This is a genomic window from Frateuria soli, from assembly GCF_021117385.1.
Lineage (GTDB): Bacteria > Pseudomonadota > Gammaproteobacteria > Xanthomonadales > Rhodanobacteraceae > Frateuria_A > Frateuria_A soli.
The window spans coordinates 40,845-55,761 of the sequence record NZ_CP088252.1; the positions used below are offsets into that span (position 1 = coordinate 40,845).

14 protein-coding genes are annotated in these 14,917 nt (G+C 69.0%); 8 read left to right on the plus strand and 6 right to left on the minus strand.

The window, feature by feature from the left end:
• Window positions 1-50: 50 nt before the first annotated feature.
• The 3 genes from LQ771_RS00185 to LQ771_RS00195 all read right to left on the minus strand — a co-directional run bounded on the left by LQ771_RS00185 (window position 51) and on the right by LQ771_RS00195 (window position 2,689).
• Entirely contained in the window at window positions 51-701 is a 651-nt protein-coding gene (locus LQ771_RS00185; RefSeq protein ID WP_231350397.1) for a thiol:disulfide interchange protein DsbA/DsbL, read from the minus strand.
• Window positions 702-892: 191 nt separating this feature from the next.
• Entirely contained in the window at window positions 893-1,777 is an 885-nt protein-coding gene (locus LQ771_RS00190; RefSeq protein ID WP_231350398.1) for a thiol:disulfide interchange protein DsbA/DsbL, read from the minus strand.
• A gap of 87 nt (window positions 1,778-1,864) precedes the next feature.
• Window positions 1,865-2,689, minus strand: a complete 825-nt coding sequence (locus tag LQ771_RS00195; protein WP_231350399.1) for a c-type cytochrome — start codon at window positions 2,687-2,689, stop codon at window positions 1,865-1,867.
• 116 nt (window positions 2,690-2,805) lie between these two features.
• Between LQ771_RS00195 and yihA the strand changes: the two genes are divergently transcribed.
• A complete protein-coding gene (gene yihA / locus LQ771_RS00200; RefSeq protein ID WP_231350400.1) occupies window positions 2,806-3,438 on the plus strand; it encodes a ribosome biogenesis GTP-binding protein YihA/YsxC in 633 nt (210 codons plus the stop codon).
• Window positions 3,439-3,546: 108 nt separating this feature from the next.
• Here the strand turns inward: yihA and LQ771_RS00205 are convergent, their stop codons facing one another.
• Window positions 3,547-4,035, minus strand: a complete 489-nt coding sequence (locus LQ771_RS00205) for a GAF domain-containing protein (RefSeq protein WP_231350401.1) — start codon at window positions 4,033-4,035, stop codon at window positions 3,547-3,549.
• A 60-nt stretch (window positions 4,036-4,095) separates the two neighbouring features.
• Between LQ771_RS00205 and LQ771_RS00210 the strand changes: the two genes are divergently transcribed.
• From LQ771_RS00210 to LQ771_RS00220, 3 genes are read left to right on the plus strand one after another with little or no spacing between them, the layout of a single operon-like run.
• Window positions 4,096-4,779: a TMEM175 family protein gene (locus LQ771_RS00210; RefSeq protein ID WP_231350402.1), complete on the plus strand. Its 684-nt coding sequence runs from the start codon at window positions 4,096-4,098 to the stop codon at window positions 4,777-4,779.
• Window positions 4,780-4,789: 10 nt separating this feature from the next.
• Window positions 4,790-5,287 (plus strand): pyridoxamine 5'-phosphate oxidase family protein, encoded by a 498-nt coding sequence (locus LQ771_RS00215; protein WP_231350403.1) that lies wholly within the window; start codon window positions 4,790-4,792, stop codon window positions 5,285-5,287.
• On the plus strand, window positions 5,284-6,636 hold the full coding sequence (locus tag LQ771_RS00220) for a GAF domain-containing protein (RefSeq protein ID WP_231350404.1): 1,353 nt from the start codon (window positions 5,284-5,286) through the stop codon (window positions 6,634-6,636). The genes LQ771_RS00215 and LQ771_RS00220 overlap by 4 nt, the downstream gene beginning before the upstream one ends.
• Window positions 6,637-6,652: 16 nt before the next feature.
• On the opposite strand, the gene LQ771_RS00225 is transcribed toward LQ771_RS00220, so the two are convergent.
• Entirely contained in the window at window positions 6,653-7,351 is a 699-nt protein-coding gene (locus tag LQ771_RS00225; protein ID WP_231350405.1) for a hemerythrin domain-containing protein, read from the minus strand.
• Between the two features lie 167 nt (window positions 7,352-7,518).
• Between LQ771_RS00225 and bioD the strand changes: the two genes are divergently transcribed.
• The 3 genes from bioD (at window position 7,519) to dcp (ending at window position 10,967) form a co-directional block, all read left to right on the plus strand.
• Entirely contained in the window at window positions 7,519-8,220 is a 702-nt protein-coding gene (gene bioD / locus LQ771_RS00230; RefSeq protein WP_231350406.1) for a dethiobiotin synthase, read from the plus strand.
• Between the two features lie 85 nt (window positions 8,221-8,305).
• Complete coding sequence (locus LQ771_RS00235; protein WP_231350407.1) at window positions 8,306-8,656, plus strand: hypothetical protein; 351 nt, start codon at window positions 8,306-8,308, stop codon at window positions 8,654-8,656.
• A gap of 118 nt (window positions 8,657-8,774) precedes the next feature.
• Complete coding sequence (gene dcp / locus LQ771_RS00240; RefSeq protein ID WP_231350408.1) at window positions 8,775-10,967, plus strand: peptidyl-dipeptidase Dcp; 2,193 nt, start codon at window positions 8,775-8,777, stop codon at window positions 10,965-10,967.
• A gap of 184 nt (window positions 10,968-11,151) precedes the next feature.
• On the opposite strand, the gene LQ771_RS00245 is transcribed toward dcp, so the two are convergent.
• Window positions 11,152-12,519, minus strand: a complete 1,368-nt coding sequence (locus LQ771_RS00245) for a glutamate--cysteine ligase (RefSeq protein ID WP_231350409.1) — start codon at window positions 12,517-12,519, stop codon at window positions 11,152-11,154.
• Window positions 12,520-12,797: 278 nt separating this feature from the next.
• Between LQ771_RS00245 and LQ771_RS00250 the strand changes: the two genes are divergently transcribed.
• Window positions 12,798-14,669 (plus strand): peptide-N4-asparagine amidase, encoded by a 1,872-nt coding sequence (locus LQ771_RS00250; RefSeq protein WP_231350410.1) that lies wholly within the window; start codon window positions 12,798-12,800, stop codon window positions 14,667-14,669.
• The last annotated feature ends 248 nt before the right edge of the window (window positions 14,670-14,917 follow it).

A 14,917-nucleotide genomic window follows, 5' to 3' on the forward strand; every position in this document is an offset into this window, starting at 1 on the left:
GATCAGGGCAAGAGCTTCGCCCCCCGCACGTGAACGGAACCCGCGACCGGCTACTTGCCGGCCAGTTCGCGGTCGACCAGCCAGCGGGTGAGCTTGACCAGTTCGTCCAGCGTCTTGACCTGGGCGCTGCGGTACTTGCCGTCCACCACGATGGTAGGCGTGCCGTCGACCTGCCATTTCTGCAGCAGCTCGAAATCCCTCTTCATCTGCGCGGTCGCGGCGTCGGACGTGGCGATGCGCAGGAACTTCTCCCGGTCCACGCCCTGGCGTGCGTAGAAGTCGGCCAGCTCGTCCAGCGTGTTGATCGGGAAGTGGTCCTCGAACTTGGCCTTGAACAGCGCCAGATGGGTGCGATCGACCACGCCAAGCTGGCTGGCTGCGTAGTAGGCGCGGGCGAAAGGCATCCAGGCGTCGCTGAAGGGCGCCGGCATCAGCTTGAACTCGACCCCCTTGGGCAGCGACTTGCGCAGCTCCTCGGCGGCCGGCGCGAAGTGCGCGCAGTGGACGCAGCCGTAGGAAAACACTTCCACCACTTCGACCTTGCCTTCGGGGCCCAGGCGTTCATGCGGTGCCGGCAGCGCCACGTACTGTTCGCCCTCGGTGAACGGCGCGGGCGTGTCCGGCGAGGCGGTGCAGGCGCTGGCCAGCAGCAGGCCGCCGAGCAGCGTCAGCAGGCGCAGGCGGGCGAGGTGCTTGATCATGGGAGTCTCCGTGGAAGGGGGCGTGCGGTGCGGTGCGTGTCACGACGATACGCGACGTTGGACCGCGGATCGCGGGCCCGGGTTTCGCGCCCGCGCCGCTTTTCCGTAGGAGCCCACTCGTGGGCGATGCTTTTTTGCTTTGACCAGGAGCATCGCCCACGAGTGGGCTCCTACAGGGAGGCGCGGCGGAATTACTTCCCGGCCGCTTCCTTGGACACCAGCCAGTTGGCCAGCTCGATCGTCTGCGGGTAGCCGCCGGCCTCGCCGACGTCGAAGCGGTACTTGCCATTGACGATCACGGTGGGCGTGCCGGTGACGCCGTAGGCCTTGATCAGGTCGTCGGCGCGCTTCATCTGCGTGTTGATGCTGAAAGAGTTGGCGACCGCCACGAACTCCTTCGGATCGGCGCCGCACTTGGCATAGACCTTGGCGGCATCCTCGATGGTGGGCAGCGCGTCGCGTGGCTTCAGGCCGCTGCCCGCCTGGTTCATGGCCGACAGTTCGCCGCTCTTCCACACCGCGTCGTACATTTCGTCGTTGCACTTGTCGGCCACGCCCAGCGCCTTGGCGGTGAAGTAGGCGCGCTGCAGCATCGGCCAGTTTTCCTGCGGGATGAACGAGGCCGGCAGGTAGGCCATCACGGCGTCGGACGGAAGGCTGGCGGCGAGCTGGGTGACCACCGGGTGGAACTGGTTGCAGGCCGGGCAGCCATAGGAGAACACCTCGGTCACCTCGATCTTGTCGGTGGAGGTGGCCTTGGGCTGGGCCGGCTCGATGCGGAAGTAGTTCTTGCCTTCGACCCACTTGCCGTTGTCGACGAACGGGGCGGCCGGCGGGGCGGTCCGCTCCGGCGCGCTCGAGGCGACGGCCGCGGTGCGGGCGCTGGCCGGCGCGCTGGCGGCGGCGGACGGGTTGGCGCTGGTGCCGTTCGCGGCCGGCGCGGCATCGACCGCCGGCGCGGTGGCCGTCGCGCTGTCCGGGGTCGGGGATGCTGGCGCGCTGCCGGTGTCGCTGTCATGGCTGCAGGCGGCAAGGGCGAGCAGGGCGGCACACAGGATCGGCAGGCGCTTGAGCATGGGAACCTCGGAGCTTGGATCGGGATGCCCCGGTGGCACCCCGCGGCTGAAAACGGACACGCCGGCGGGGCCGGCGTGTGGGATCGATCAGGGCGTGGCCGGCTGGTTCGGGCCCGCCGCTTCGTTCACGTGCAGGCCTTCGACGTAGCTGGACAGCGCGGCGATGTCCTTGTCGTCGAGCTTCTTGGCGATCGCCGGCATGATCCGGGACTGCGCGTCCTCGCCCCAGGTGGTGCCGTCGTGCCAGGCCTTGAGGGTCTTCTCGACGTACTGCGCATGCTGGCTGGTCAGCTGCGGATAGGCCGCACCCGGATTGCCGCGCCCATCGATGCTGTGGCAGGCCATGCAGGCCGGGATGCCGCGCTCGGCATCGCCCTGGCGGAACAGCTTCTCGCCGTGCTCCACGAGCGCGGCGTCGGCCACGCCCGGCAGCGACTGCTTGCTGGCGAAGTAGGCGCCCAGGTCGTGCATGTCCTGCTCGGACAGCGGCGCGGCCATGCCCATCATGATCGGGTTCTGGCGCTGGCCGGCCTTGAAGTGGGTGAGCTGGCGGACGATGTAGGACTCGTGCTGGCCGGCCAGCTTCGGGTACTGCGCGTCGGTGGAGTTGCCGTCCATGCCGTGGCAGGCGCCGCAGGCGGCGGCCTTGCCCTGGCCGGCGGCGACGTCACCGGGCTTGACCGCCGCGGCGACTTCGGCCGGTGCGGTCGGCTGCGCGGCGGAAGCGGCGGCGGTCGGCGCGGCGGCCTGCGCACTGCTGGTGGCCGGCGCCGGCGCGGTGCTGGTGACGGCCGGCGCGCTCGTCGCGGGCTTGGCGTCCTGCGCCACGACCACGCTGGCGGACAGCGCGAACACCAGGGCGATCATGCCGCCGAGGGCAGCGGGCCGGAAACCGGCGGACCGAAAACTCATACACTTGTCTCCCGAAAGACGGCTCACTCCGCCGCGGACCGCGGCCAACATGGCTTGCGGCAGGCAGAAACCGCCGAATTATCCCCGCCCCACCGCATCCGGGTCAAACCGTTCCCATGCCCAATCCGCTCAACGGCGCGCAGTTCGTGCTGGCCGCCCACCGCATCAGCCAATTGCCCGCCGACCAGGGCGCCGAAGTGGCCTTCGCCGGACGCTCCAACGCCGGCAAGTCCAGTGCGCTCAACGCGCTGACCGGGCACAAGGGCCTGGCTCGCACCTCCAAGACGCCGGGGCGCACGCAGCAGATGGTCGCCTTCTCGCTACCGCCACTGGCGCAGGGCGAGGGCCAGGCGCCGCTGGAAGCGCGGCTGATCGACCTGCCCGGCTACGGCTACGCCAAGGTGCCGGAAGAACTGCGCGAGCACTGGAAGCAGGAGATCGACGCGTACCTGCACCTTCGCCGCAGCCTGCGCGGCGTGGTGCTGATCGCCGACATCCGCCATCCGCTGAAGGAATTCGACCGGATGATGCTTCAGTTCTGCTTCGAGACGAACCTGCCCTGCCATCTGCTGCTGACCAAGGCGGACAAGCTCTCGCGCAACCAGGCGATGCAGGCGCTGGCGGCGGTGCGCAAGGGTTTCGGCGACGGAGCTCAGGCCACCGCGCAGGTGTTCTCCTCGGCCGACGGAACTGGCGTGGAAGCGGCGCGCGAGGCGGTGCTGGCGCTGTTGGGCACGCCGCGCGGGTAACCGGTTCTCCGTAGGAGCCCACTTGTGGGCGATGCTCCGGCTCTGGAGCCCATTGAATCCATCAGGAGCATCGCCCACAAGTGGGCTCCTACGAGCGCGCGCGGTGCTTCAGCCCAACGATTCCATGAACACGGCACAGAGCGCCGCCATGCCTTCGCGGTCGTCCTCGTCGAAGCGACCCACCCGCGGGCTGTCGACGTCCCACACGCCCAGCAACGAGCCGTCCGGCTTGATCAGCGGCACCACGATCTCGGACTGCGAGGCCGCGTCGCAGGCAATGTGGTCCTCGAACGCGTTGACGTCGCGCACCAGCTGGATCTGCCGCGTGCGCGCGGCGGCACCGCAGACGCCGCGACCCAGCGCGATGCGCACGCAGGCCGGCTTGCCCTGGAACGGGCCGACCACCAGCTCGGTGCCGTCGAACAGGTAGAACCCGCACCAGTTGAGGTCGGGCAGGCTGTTGAACACCAGCGCGCTGAAGTTGGCCGCGTTGGCGATCAGGTCGCGCTCGTCGGCGAGCAGCCCGCGCGCCTGGCTGGCCAGGTCGGCGTAGTGATCGCGCTTGCTGGCGTAGGTGGTCTCGGCGAGGTGGAACATCGGCGCGTTTCCGTTGGCAAAGCCCGTATTATGCGCCCGACACCGGTGGGAGACCGCGCAATGAGCCTGACCGAACAGCGTGAGGGCGTCGAGGCAGGGCGGCTGGACATGTTCGTGGACGGCGCCTTCGCCTTCACGCTCACCCTGCTGGTGATCGGCGGCGACGTGGTGCCCGACAGCGCGGCCGCGCTGCTGGACATGCTCGGCGGCATCCCGGCGTTTGCCGTGTGCTTCTGGATGATCGCCTTCTTCTGGCATGGCCACGTGCGCTGGCGCCGGCGCTGCCCGCGCGCGGACAGTGCCGGGCTGTGGCTGTCGATGCTGCTGGTGTTCTTCGCGCTGATCTTCGTGTACCCGCTGCACATGATGTTCGCCAGCCTTTTCAACATGTTCAGCGGCGGCCGGTTGCCCAGCCGCTTCAGGCTGGCGGGCGCGAGCGAGATCCGCACGCTGCTGGTGGTCTACGGCATCGCCTTCACCTGCATGGCCGGCACGCTCACGCTGCTGTTCGGCCACGCGGCGAAGCGCGCGCGGCGAGAAGGGTTCTCGCCGCTGGAGGCGCAGCGCGAGCAGCTGGTGTGGATCGTTCCCGCCGTGCTGGGGCTGGCCTCGGCGCTGGCGGCGTTGCTGCTGCCGCTTTCCGCGCCGCCGGTGCTGTGGTCGTTGCCCGGCTTCCTGTACGTGCTGATGTTCCTGATCGGGCCGCTCACCACGCGCTTCCGTCGCCGCCACGGACTGGCCTGAGGGAACGAGCGTGTCCACCCCGGCGATCCCTGCGGTCATCGACGCGGAGCACGCGCGCTTCCTGGAAGGCCCGGTGTCGGTCATCGTCGCGTCACGCAACGCGGCCAACGAACCGGAGCTGGTGCGTGCGCAGGGTTGTCGCGTCGCGCGCAACCGGCGCCACGTGAGGCTGTTCCTGGCCTCGGCGCAGGCGTCGAGGCTGCTCGACGACGTGCGCCAGAACGGCCTGGTCGCGGTGGTGTTCACCGAGCCGGGCACGCATCGCTCGCTGCAGCTCAAGGGTGAAGCGGCGCGCGTGCTGCGGCCGCGCGCGGACGAGGCCGCGCGGATCGACGCCTATCGCGACGCGATGGTGGTGCAGCTGGCCAGGAGCGGCGTCAGCGAGGCGCTGACCCGCGCCCTGCTGGCGCCGGTCGGCGTCGTCGTCGCGCTCGAGTTCGTGCCGACCCACGCCTACGTGCAGACGCCGGGTCCCGGCGCCGGACGGCCGCTGAAGGTGGAGTCGTGAACCTCGGCCTGGAGGGCATCCGCGAGTGCTTCGACGGCACCGTGCCGGCGGTGATGGCCACCTGCGCGCCGGACGGCACGCCCAACGTGGCGTACCTGTCGCAGACCGAGTACGTCGACGAGGAACACCTGGCGCTGTCGTTCCAGTTCTTCAACAAGACCCGCCAGAACATCCTGGCCAATCCGCAGGCGCGACTGCTGCTGATCCACCCGCAGACGGCGGCGATGTACCGGCTGACCCTGCGCTACCTGCGCACCGAGACCGCGGGGCCGCTGTTCGAGCGCATGCGCGCCAAGCTCGCCGGCATCGCCTCGCACACCGGCATGGCCGGGGTGTTCCGGTTGAAGGGTTCGGACGTCTACCGCGTGCTGGCGATCGAACAGGTGCCGGGCCATCCGCTGCCGGCACCGCCGCCGCGGCGCAACCTGCTGGCGGCGGTGCGCGCCGGCTCGCAACGGCTGGCGGCCGCCGCCGATCTGGCCGGGCTGCTGGAGGCCATGCTCGCCACGCTGCGCGAGGCGTTCGACATCCACCACGCGATGGTGCTGCTGCTGGACGAGAACGGGAAGAAGCTGTTCACGCTGGCCAGCGGCGGCTACGAGCATTCGGGCATCGGCTCGGAGATCCCGCTGGGCGAGGGCGTGATCGGCGTGGCCGCGCGCGAGCGCACGCCGATCCGCATCGCGCACATGACCGGCGAGTACGCCTACGGTCGCGCGGTGCGCGATGCGCTCGTGCAGGGCGGGCTGGCCGGGCGGCTGGAGACCGAGATCCCGCCGCCGGGCCTGCCCGAATCGCGCAGCCAGCTGGCCGTGCCGATCGCCGCCGGCCGGCACCTGCTGGGCGTGCTCTACGTGGAGAGCCCGCAGGACCTGCGCTTCGGTTACGACGACGAGGACGCGCTGGTGACGCTGGCGGCGCAGCTTGGCCTGGCGATCGCCGCCTTCCGCGAGGCCGCCGATACAGCGAGCGAGCCGGCCGCGGCCGACCTGTGTCCGGCGCCGGCCGGGGGCCCGCCGGTGACCGTTCGCCACTACGCCGAGAACGACAGCGTGTTCTTCGGTGACGACTACCTGATCAAGGGCGTGGCCGGCGCAATCCTCTGGGCGCTGTTGCGCGACCACGCCGACAGCGGGCGCACCGCGTTCGCCAACCGCGAACTGCGGATGGATCCGCGTATCCGCCTGCCCGAACTCAGCGACAACCTGGAGGCGCGGCTGATCCTGCTCGAGCGCCGCCTGGTCGAGCGCGATGCCTGCGTGCGCCTGGAGAAGACCGGCCGCGGGCGCTTCCGCCTGTGCGTGAACCGCCCGCTGCAGCTGGTCGAGGTGCCGGCCGCGCGCACCTGAGCGCGCCTGCGGGTGCTCAGGCGGCGGCCGATTCCGGTTCCAGGCTTGCCGACAGCTTGTCCCAGTCCCGCGCGTCCAGCCGCTCGCGCGCGGTGGCCAGCGCGCCGGCGAATACCGGCGCCGGCGCATTGGCGCGCAGTCCCTGCAACAGGCGCACGCGCTCGGGGTGGTTGAGCGAAGGCAGCATCCAGCGCATCGACAGCGCGCTGGTCGCGGGCGTCAGCGCGGCCACGATGGCACCCTCGATCGCGTGCAGCTGCGCGTCGCTGTAGTGCGCCCACAGGGTGGCGTTGTGCTCGCGTTCCTCGTAGTCCATGTGCACGAGGTTGTCGCCGACGAACAGCGCCATGTGCCGGTACAGCCGCGCGGCCGCCACCTCGCAGGCCGCGGCGTCGCCGCGCGTCGCCTGCACGGCCTCGACCTGGTCGAGCAGCAGCGCGATGTCTTCCTCGTGATGGACATGCTCGCCGGCGATGCGCAAGCCGCTGCCCGGCTCGCACGCTTCCAGCGCCGGATGGACGAAGCGGTTCTCGTGCTCCAGGTGCATGCGGCAAAGCGTGAGCAGTTCCCGCGTCTGCGCCAGGGTGGCATCGACCTCCGGCGCGTCCGCGACGTCGAGGCGACCGAGCCGGAGCAGCGTGTCGCCAAGGAAGCTGCGCAGCGCCTTGTGGATGAAGCCGTACATGTTGTAGCGGGCGGGGGAGGAAGCGTGCATGGCGGAACCTGTGACTGTCGGGGAGGGGTCCGGGCAGTCTAGGAAGAGGCGTCGCGCGCGATTCCTAAAACTTCGCTGCGCGTTTCCTAAGAATTTCCTATCCGCGGCTTGCCCGCGACCGGTACGGCAGCGAACATGCCCGATCCGGTTCCATCCGAGGACGTGCGATGCACAGTCAACCGAACGCAGGCGCGCTGTTCGTCGCCGGCACCGACACCGGCATCGGCAAGACCCACGCCGGCTGCTCGCTGATCCATGCGCTGCGCGCACGCGGACTTGCGACGTGCGGCATGAAGCCGGTCGCCAGCGGCTGCCTGGAAACACCCGACGGGCGGCGCAACGAGGATGCGCTGGCGCTGCAGGCGGCCGGTAGCCGGCCGCTCTCCTACGAGTTGCTCAACCCCATCGCGCTGCGCGAGCCGCTCTCGCCGCACCTGGCCGCGCGGCTCGAGCACATGACGGTGTCGATGGCGCCGCTGCGCACCGCCTTCGACCAGCTGCGTGCAGCACACCAGATGGTGGTGGTGGAGGGCGTGGGCGGCTGGATGGTGCCGCTGGCGCCCGGCCTGCTCGCCTCGGCGATCCCGCGGCAATGGGAGCTGCCGGTCGTGCTGGTGGTCGGCCTGCGGCTGGGTTGCCTCAACCATGCGCTGCTGAGCGCGCGGGCGATCCTGGCCGACGGCTGCCGCCTGGCCGGCTGGATCGGCAACCGCATCGACCCGGCAATGGCGGCGGTGGAGGACAACCTGGAGACCCTGCGCGAGATGCTGCCCGCGCCCTGCCTGGGGGTGCTGCCCCACGGCCTGGATCCCGCCCAGGCCGCCGTGCGGCTGGACGTGGCACCACTGATCGCGCACCTTTCCCCCTGAGCGCGAGGGCGCGCCCGCTTCCCGAGTAGCAGCGGCTTCACGCGCGGCATGCTTCGATTCGTCCGAGCCCAACGCAGGAGTGCGCATGAGCAACCGCAACCACTACTACCTCTCCATCGGCGACATCCGCCATGCGCGCGGCGCCGACCCCGCGCTGGCCTGGCAGGGTTCCAGCCCCGACGACCTGGCCGCCGCGGTGCAGGAATCGCTGCGCGGCACCGGCCTGTTCGAGCGCTGGCGCGCGATGCAGCCGGACCCGGACGATGTCGACATGAGCCTCGCCGCCGCCGACCCGCAGGCCGCCGCCAGCGCCAGGGTCGCCGACCTGCACGTGGACCTGGACGTGGTTACCGACCTGCCGATGCGCGTGGTGCGACCGCGACTCAACTGGCTGATCGGGTCGAGCTGGCAGCTGCGCGACATGCGCGCCGCCTGAGCGTTGCAGGCGAGGGCAAGGGGGCTTCCGGCCCTTGGAAGTCCCACCCCGGTATGGTTAGAGTCGAACGCTTGACTCGCCCGTTCCGCGCCGCGGACGCCACCCCTGGGGAAAATCGATGCCTCGTCTTCGCCTGCTCGTGATCGCCACCTCGATCGCCTTGGCTGCCTGCTCGCAATCGTCCAACGACAACCAGTCCACGCCCGCGCCCGCCGCGAGCGCGTCGACCGCCAGCGCCGGTACGACGGCGCAGGCGAACCCGTTCTTCGCCGCCAGCACGCTGCCGTTCCAGGCACCGCCGTTCGACAAGATCCAGGAGAGCGACTACCAGCCGGCGATCGAAGAGGGCATGCGCCAGCACCTGGCCGAGGTCGAGAAGATCGCCAACAACCCCGAGCCGCCGACCTTCGACAACACGTTCATCCCGCTGGAGAAATCCGGCGCGCTGCTCAGGCGCGCCATGGCGGCCTTCGAAACGGTCACCGGCGCCAACACCTCCGACGCGTTGCAGAAGGTGCAGGAACAGGAAGCGCCCAGGCTGGCCGCCCACCAGGACGCGATCTACCTCAACGACAAGCTGTTCCAGCGCGTGGAGACGATCTACAACCAGCGCGACAAGCTGGACCTCGATCCCGAGTCGCTGCGCCTGGTCGAAGTCACCTACAAGGACTTCGTGCACAACGGCGCCAAGCTGTCCGCCGACGACAAGGCCAGGCTGAAGGAGCTGAACAAGGAGGAGTCCACTCTCAGCACGCAGTTCACCAACAAGCTGCTGGCCGCCACCAAGGCCGGCGCGCTCACCGTCGATGACGCGGCCAGGCTCAAGGGCCTGTCCGAAGGCGACCTGGCCGCCGCCGCGCAGGCGGCCAAGGGCCGCGGTCTCGACGGCAAGTGGACGCTCACGCTGCAGAACACCACCCAGCAGCCGGCACTGAAGGACCTGGAGGACCGCGCCACCCGCGAGGCGCTGTTCAAGGCGTCCTGGGACCGCGCCGAGCACGGCGGCGACAACGACACCCGCGCCACCATCGAGCGCATCGCGCAGATCCGCGCCGACCAAGCCAGGCTGCTGGGCTATCCGACCTTCGCCGCCTGGAAGCTCGAGGACCAGATGGCCAAGACCCCCGAGCGCGCGCTCGACTTCATGCACAACCTGGTGCCGGCCGCCACCGGTCGCGCCGAGCGCGAGGCCAGGGACATCCAGGACGTGATCGACAGCCAGCACGGCGGCTTCAAGCTTGCCGCCTGGGACTGGCAGCACTACGCCGAGCAGGTGCGCAAGGCGAAGTACGACCTGGACGAGAGCCAGATCAGGCCGTACTTCGAACTGGACAACGTGCTGCAGAACGGCGTGTTCTACGCCGCCAACCAGCTCTACGGCCTGACCTTCAAGGAGCGCCACGACATCCCGGTGTGGCAGCCGGACGTGCGCGTGTTCGAGGTGTTCGACAAGGACGGCACCTCGATGGCGCTGTTCTATTGCGACTACTTCAAGCGCGACAACAAGGGTGGCGGCGCCTGGATGAGCAACCTGGTTGACCAGTCGACCCTGCTGGGCACCAAGCCGGTGGTCTACAACGTCACCAACTTCACCAAGCCGGCGCCGGGCCAGCCGGCGCTGCTGTCGTTCGACGACGTCATCACCATGTTCCACGAGTTCGGCCATGCGCTGCACGGCATGTTCGCCGACACCCGGTACCCGTCGCTGTCCGGCGCCAACACGGCGCGCGACTTCGTCGAGTTCCCCTCGCAGTTCAACGAGCACTGGGCGACCAACCCGAAGGTGTTCGCGCACTACGCGATCAACTACAAGACCCATGAACCGATGCCGCAGGCGCTGGTCGACAAGATCAAGCAGGCGCGCCACTTCAACAGCGGCTACGACATGACCGAGCTGGTCGCCGCGGCGCTGCTGGACATGGGCTGGCATACCCTGCCGGCCGACGCGCCGAAGAAGGACGCCGACAAGTTCGAGATGGAAGTCCTCACCAAGGACAAGATCAACCTGCCCTATGTGCCGCCGCGCTACCGCTCCAGCTACTTCCAGCACATCTGGGGCAACGGCTACGCCGCCGGCTACTACGCCTACCTGTGGACGCAGATGCTGGCCGACGACGGTTTCGAGTGGTTCAAGGAGCACGGCGGCATGACCCGCGCCAACGGCGACCGCTTCCGCAAGATGGTGCTCTCGCGCGGCAACACCGAGGACCTGGCCGAGATGTACAAGGCCTGGCGCGGCAAGGAGCCGAGCGTGGAGCCGATGCTGATCGACCGCGGGCTGAAGGACGCGCCCAAGGGCGGCGAGAAGTAGGAAAAGGGCCGGCGCAAGCCGGCCCTTTTTCTTCGGATGATCAGGAGATCGGCGAAACAGGCTCGCCCATCTCCGCGGACCGCACGATCGATCCCTGTAGGAGCCCACTTGTGGGCGATGCCTTTCCTGGTCGACGAGAAGCATCGCCCACAAGTGGGCTCCTACGAGAGCGGAGCGCTCGTGGTCAGTAGGCGAATTCGCGGAACACCGGGTCCACGCTGCCGCCCCACGGCCCGTGGAAGAGCTCCAGCTTGCGCTCGGCCGGCGTCTGGTTCGCCTCGACGATCTCGATCAGCGGGTCGAGGAAGATGCTCTCGTCCGCACCGTTGCGATTGAGCCGCGCGCGCCGCTTCAGCCCATGCGCGGCGATCTTCAGCGTCTCGGCCGCCAGGTCGCGCACGGTGCCGCCACGGAAAGGCAGCTTGAGTGCCTGCCGCGGCACGCCGTCGCGCAGGGCATGACGCTCTTCCATGGTGAAGTCCTTGACCAGGTCCCAGGCCGCGTCCAGCGCCTCGTCGTCGTAGAGCAGGCCGACCCACAGCGCGGGCAGGGCGCACAGGCGGTTCCACGGGCCGCCGTCGGCGCCGCGCATTTCCAGGTACTGCTTCAGGCGTACCTCGGGGAATGCGGTGGTGAGGTGGTCGGCCCAGTCCTTCATCGTCGCGCGCGTGCCCGGCACGGCGTCCAGCCTGCCGTCCAGGAAACGACGGAAATCCTGCCCGGCCAGGTCGATGTAGCGGCCGCCCTGGTAGCTGAAGTACATCGGCACGCCGAGGATGTAGTCGACGTAGCGCTCGTAGCCGAAGCCATCCTCGAACACGAAGTCGAGCATGCCGGTGCGGTTCGGGTCGGTGTCGGTCCACACGTGCGAGCGATAGGAGAGGTAGCCGTTGGGCCGGCCCCCGGTGAACGGCGAGTCGGCGAACAGCGCGGTGGCGACCGGCTGCAGCGCCAGGCTCGCGCGGAACTTCTTGATCATGTCCGCTTCGCTGGAGAAATCCAGGTTGACCTGCACCGTGCAGGTGCGCGTCATCATGTCCAGGCCGAGGTTGCCGACCCGGGGCATGTACTCGCGCATGATCTTGTAGCGGCCCTTGGGCATCCACGGCATCTCGTCCCGGCGCCACTTGGGCTGGAACCCCATGCCGAGGAAGCCCAGCCCCAACCCGTCGGCGACCGTGCGCACCTCCTCCAGGTGCGTGTTCACCTCGCAACAGGTCTCGTGGATGTTCTCCACCGGCGCGCCGGAGAGCTCCAGCTGGCCGGCCGGTTCCAGCGTGATGTTGGCCTTGCCGCGCGTCAGCGCCACCGGCGTCTCGCCCTCGCGGGCGATGTCCCAGCCGTAGCGGGAGGCCAGCCCCTCCAGCAGCGCGCGGATGCCGCGCTCGCCCTCGAACGCCGGCGGACGCAGGTCATCCGTGCGGAAGCCGAATTTCTCGTGCTCGGTGCCGATCCGCCAGGCCTCGCGCGGTTTCTCGCCGGCGGCGAGATAGTCGGCAAGTTGCTGGCGGCTTTCGATCGGGGTGCTCTTTACGGCACTGGGAATGGACACAGGCGAACGCCTTGCTGGAGGGAGACGGCCACTATGGGGCCGCGGCAGGTCGGAAAAAGGGGGCTCGGCCGAAATAGTGTACGCCACGGTTCTGCTGTCTTCCGTGAAACGTCCGGTCCGGTTGCGGTCGCCGCGGACCTGAACCGCAGCGAACTCGGCTGTTATGCGTTTGTGAAGACGCATCCTTGATCTTGCCGGATGCAGGATGCCGTGCACAGGGGACATCAGAGGAGGAAATCACGATGCCCACCGGGTATGCGCGTCAACGACTGACGCAAGTGGCGCTCCCAGCACTCGCCCTCGCACTGCTCGCGCCGGGCGTTGCGGCGGCTTCCCCGCAGGTGATGATCGAGCGTGCCGGGCCGCCGGTGCCGACGCCCCGGAGCCGGCCTTGCGAGGTCCAGCTGTTCGATGCCGCCGCCCTCGAGGCGCCGGATCTTTTCAGCTACACCTTCACCCCTCCGGCCGCTTGTCCGCCGCCGTGGGCGAAGGTCGTGCTGAGCATGGATCTGACCGACCAGCGTGTGCTGAGCATCCGGGGGCTGGCGGTCGCACTGAAGGACGTGACGCTGTTCGTCGGCCCCACGCCGAGCACGATGGAAAGCGCGCACTGGCACGTGGAGCGCGACCTGACCGACTACAGCGCACTGTTCAGGAGATCCGGCGCGGGTACCGTCACCCCGCTGTACGCATACAGGGACGGCTACCTGTACGACTCGCCCGAGGGTCATCACATGACCGCCGTCGCGACCCTGCGCTTCTACCCGGCCACCGCCGCGCAGCCTGCGCCGCGTGTGCCGGATGCGGTATTCCCGGCCTATACCGCGCTCGTACCGCCGTTCCTGACGATGTCCGATCCCTCCGCTGCCGCGAGCGATCTGGACGCGCTGCCGCACAACATCGAGCGCGCCTATCTGGACGTGACGGCAAACGATGATGCGTTCTGGTACTCGTGCCTGCCGCAGCGGCTTCTGGATGCACACCCGACCCTCGGCAGCCCCATCGCGCTGGGACTGGCCGGGCGGGGCATCTTTCCGGCGGGACAGGGCTGTGTCCCCAACAGCTACAGCGAGGCGCGCGTGACCGTCGACGGCACGCCGGCCGGCGTCGCACCGGTGTTCCCCTGGTTGCCGACCGACTTCAGCAACACGACCGGGCCGATCCTGCCGGTGTTCTGGAACGCGCTGGATGCCCCGACGGACAGTTCCCAGTCGCTGGACTTCGTCCCCTGGCGGGTGGATCTGACGCCGTTCGCCGCCATCCTCAACGAGGCGGGCACGCATCGGGTGAGCCTGCACATGCCCGAGCGAATGGGTGCCGGCGGGCTGTGGTTCCTCCCGCCTGCCAATGCCAACCTGCTGGTCTACCTGGACAACGGCAGGGCGAGGGTGCCCGGTGCCGTGACCTACAACTCGCTGGCCACCAGCAAGGTCAAGCCTCGCGTGACCGACGACCTGGTGCAGGACGGCGATGTGTTGCATGGGCGCGTACGCACCCGGCTCGACCGGAGCTTCGAGATCCGCGGCTATGTCGACACTTCGCACGGCCGCATCCACAGTGCCGTGGAGCAGACCGCCGCTTTCAAGAACGTGGAGCAATTCGAGGTCAGGGATTCGCTCAAGGTCCAGACCACCCGGCCGCGCTTTCGCCAGGACATCTGGCTGAGCACCAGCACCCGAAGCACCAGCCGGCGGACGCGGGCCGGGCAGGTGCTGAGCGAGGACCGGCAGGATGTGAGCTATCCACTGGAACTGCACTACGTCGGCAAGGGCCGGATGACCAGGTGGTACGACCCGAACAACCCCACCATCGACCTGTTTGGCGGCTCGGTCAGCGTCGATCAGAAGCGGATCAGCGACGTGCATCACTATCGCCACGGCCTGGCGCCGTATGCCACGCACCTGCGGGAAGAGTTCTACGGCAGCCACCGGATCGACCCGGACACGCAGGCGAGCAGCGACTGGAAAGCGGTCCACACCTATGACTTCCACGACAACCGCAACGGGTGCTACCAGAAGGCGGTCATCACGCAGGCAGGTGTCCTGGACGACGTCGCTACCGGCGTGGGCTGTCCGAGCGGAAGCAACCACCTGCGCTGGTACGCCCACCCCGACGGTGCGGCCGATGGACTGACCTGGATGCAGCCCTGAGGCGGATTGCATTCGAGTCGCCGGAACGGGACAGGCCGGCAGATGCCGGCCTGTGGCCATCACCGCGGTGAGCGCCTGTCGGATGGGAATGGCCGGAGGGCCGGCCCCGCAACAATCAGGCGCACCGATGCAGGAGTGCGTCCCGGCGCGGATCAGAAACCTGCGCACGGCGGGCGGGCTCGGGCGGCGGCCACAAGGCCATCGCCGGCAGAGCCGTCCTTGCGTTGGCATCTCCCGGGCGTGGCTGG

What these genes read in the sequence shown, in the direction of transcription:
- LQ771_RS00185 (WP_231350397.1), bottom strand. Translation starts at nt 701, where the DNA reads ATGATCAAGCACCTCGCCCGCCTGCGCCTGCTGACGCTGCTCGGCGGC.
- LQ771_RS00190 (WP_231350398.1), bottom strand. Translation starts at nt 1,777, where the DNA reads ATGCTCAAGCGCCTGCCGATCCTGTGTGCCGCCCTGCTCGCCCTTGCC.
- LQ771_RS00195 (WP_231350399.1), bottom strand. Translation starts at nt 2,689, where the DNA reads ATGAGTTTTCGGTCCGCCGGTTTCCGGCCCGCTGCCCTCGGCGGCATG.
- yihA (WP_231350400.1), top strand. Translation starts at nt 2,806, where the DNA reads ATGCCCAATCCGCTCAACGGCGCGCAGTTCGTGCTGGCCGCCCACCGC.
- LQ771_RS00205 (WP_231350401.1), bottom strand. Translation starts at nt 4,035, where the DNA reads ATGTTCCACCTCGCCGAGACCACCTACGCCAGCAAGCGCGATCACTAC.
- LQ771_RS00210 (WP_231350402.1), top strand. Translation starts at nt 4,096, where the DNA reads ATGAGCCTGACCGAACAGCGTGAGGGCGTCGAGGCAGGGCGGCTGGAC.
- LQ771_RS00225 (WP_231350405.1), bottom strand. Translation starts at nt 7,351, where the DNA reads ATGCACGCTTCCTCCCCCGCCCGCTACAACATGTACGGCTTCATCCAC.
- bioD (WP_231350406.1), top strand. Translation starts at nt 7,519, where the DNA reads ATGCACAGTCAACCGAACGCAGGCGCGCTGTTCGTCGCCGGCACCGAC.
- LQ771_RS00235 (WP_231350407.1), top strand. Translation starts at nt 8,306, where the DNA reads ATGAGCAACCGCAACCACTACTACCTCTCCATCGGCGACATCCGCCAT.
- dcp (WP_231350408.1), top strand. Translation starts at nt 8,775, where the DNA reads ATGCCTCGTCTTCGCCTGCTCGTGATCGCCACCTCGATCGCCTTGGCT.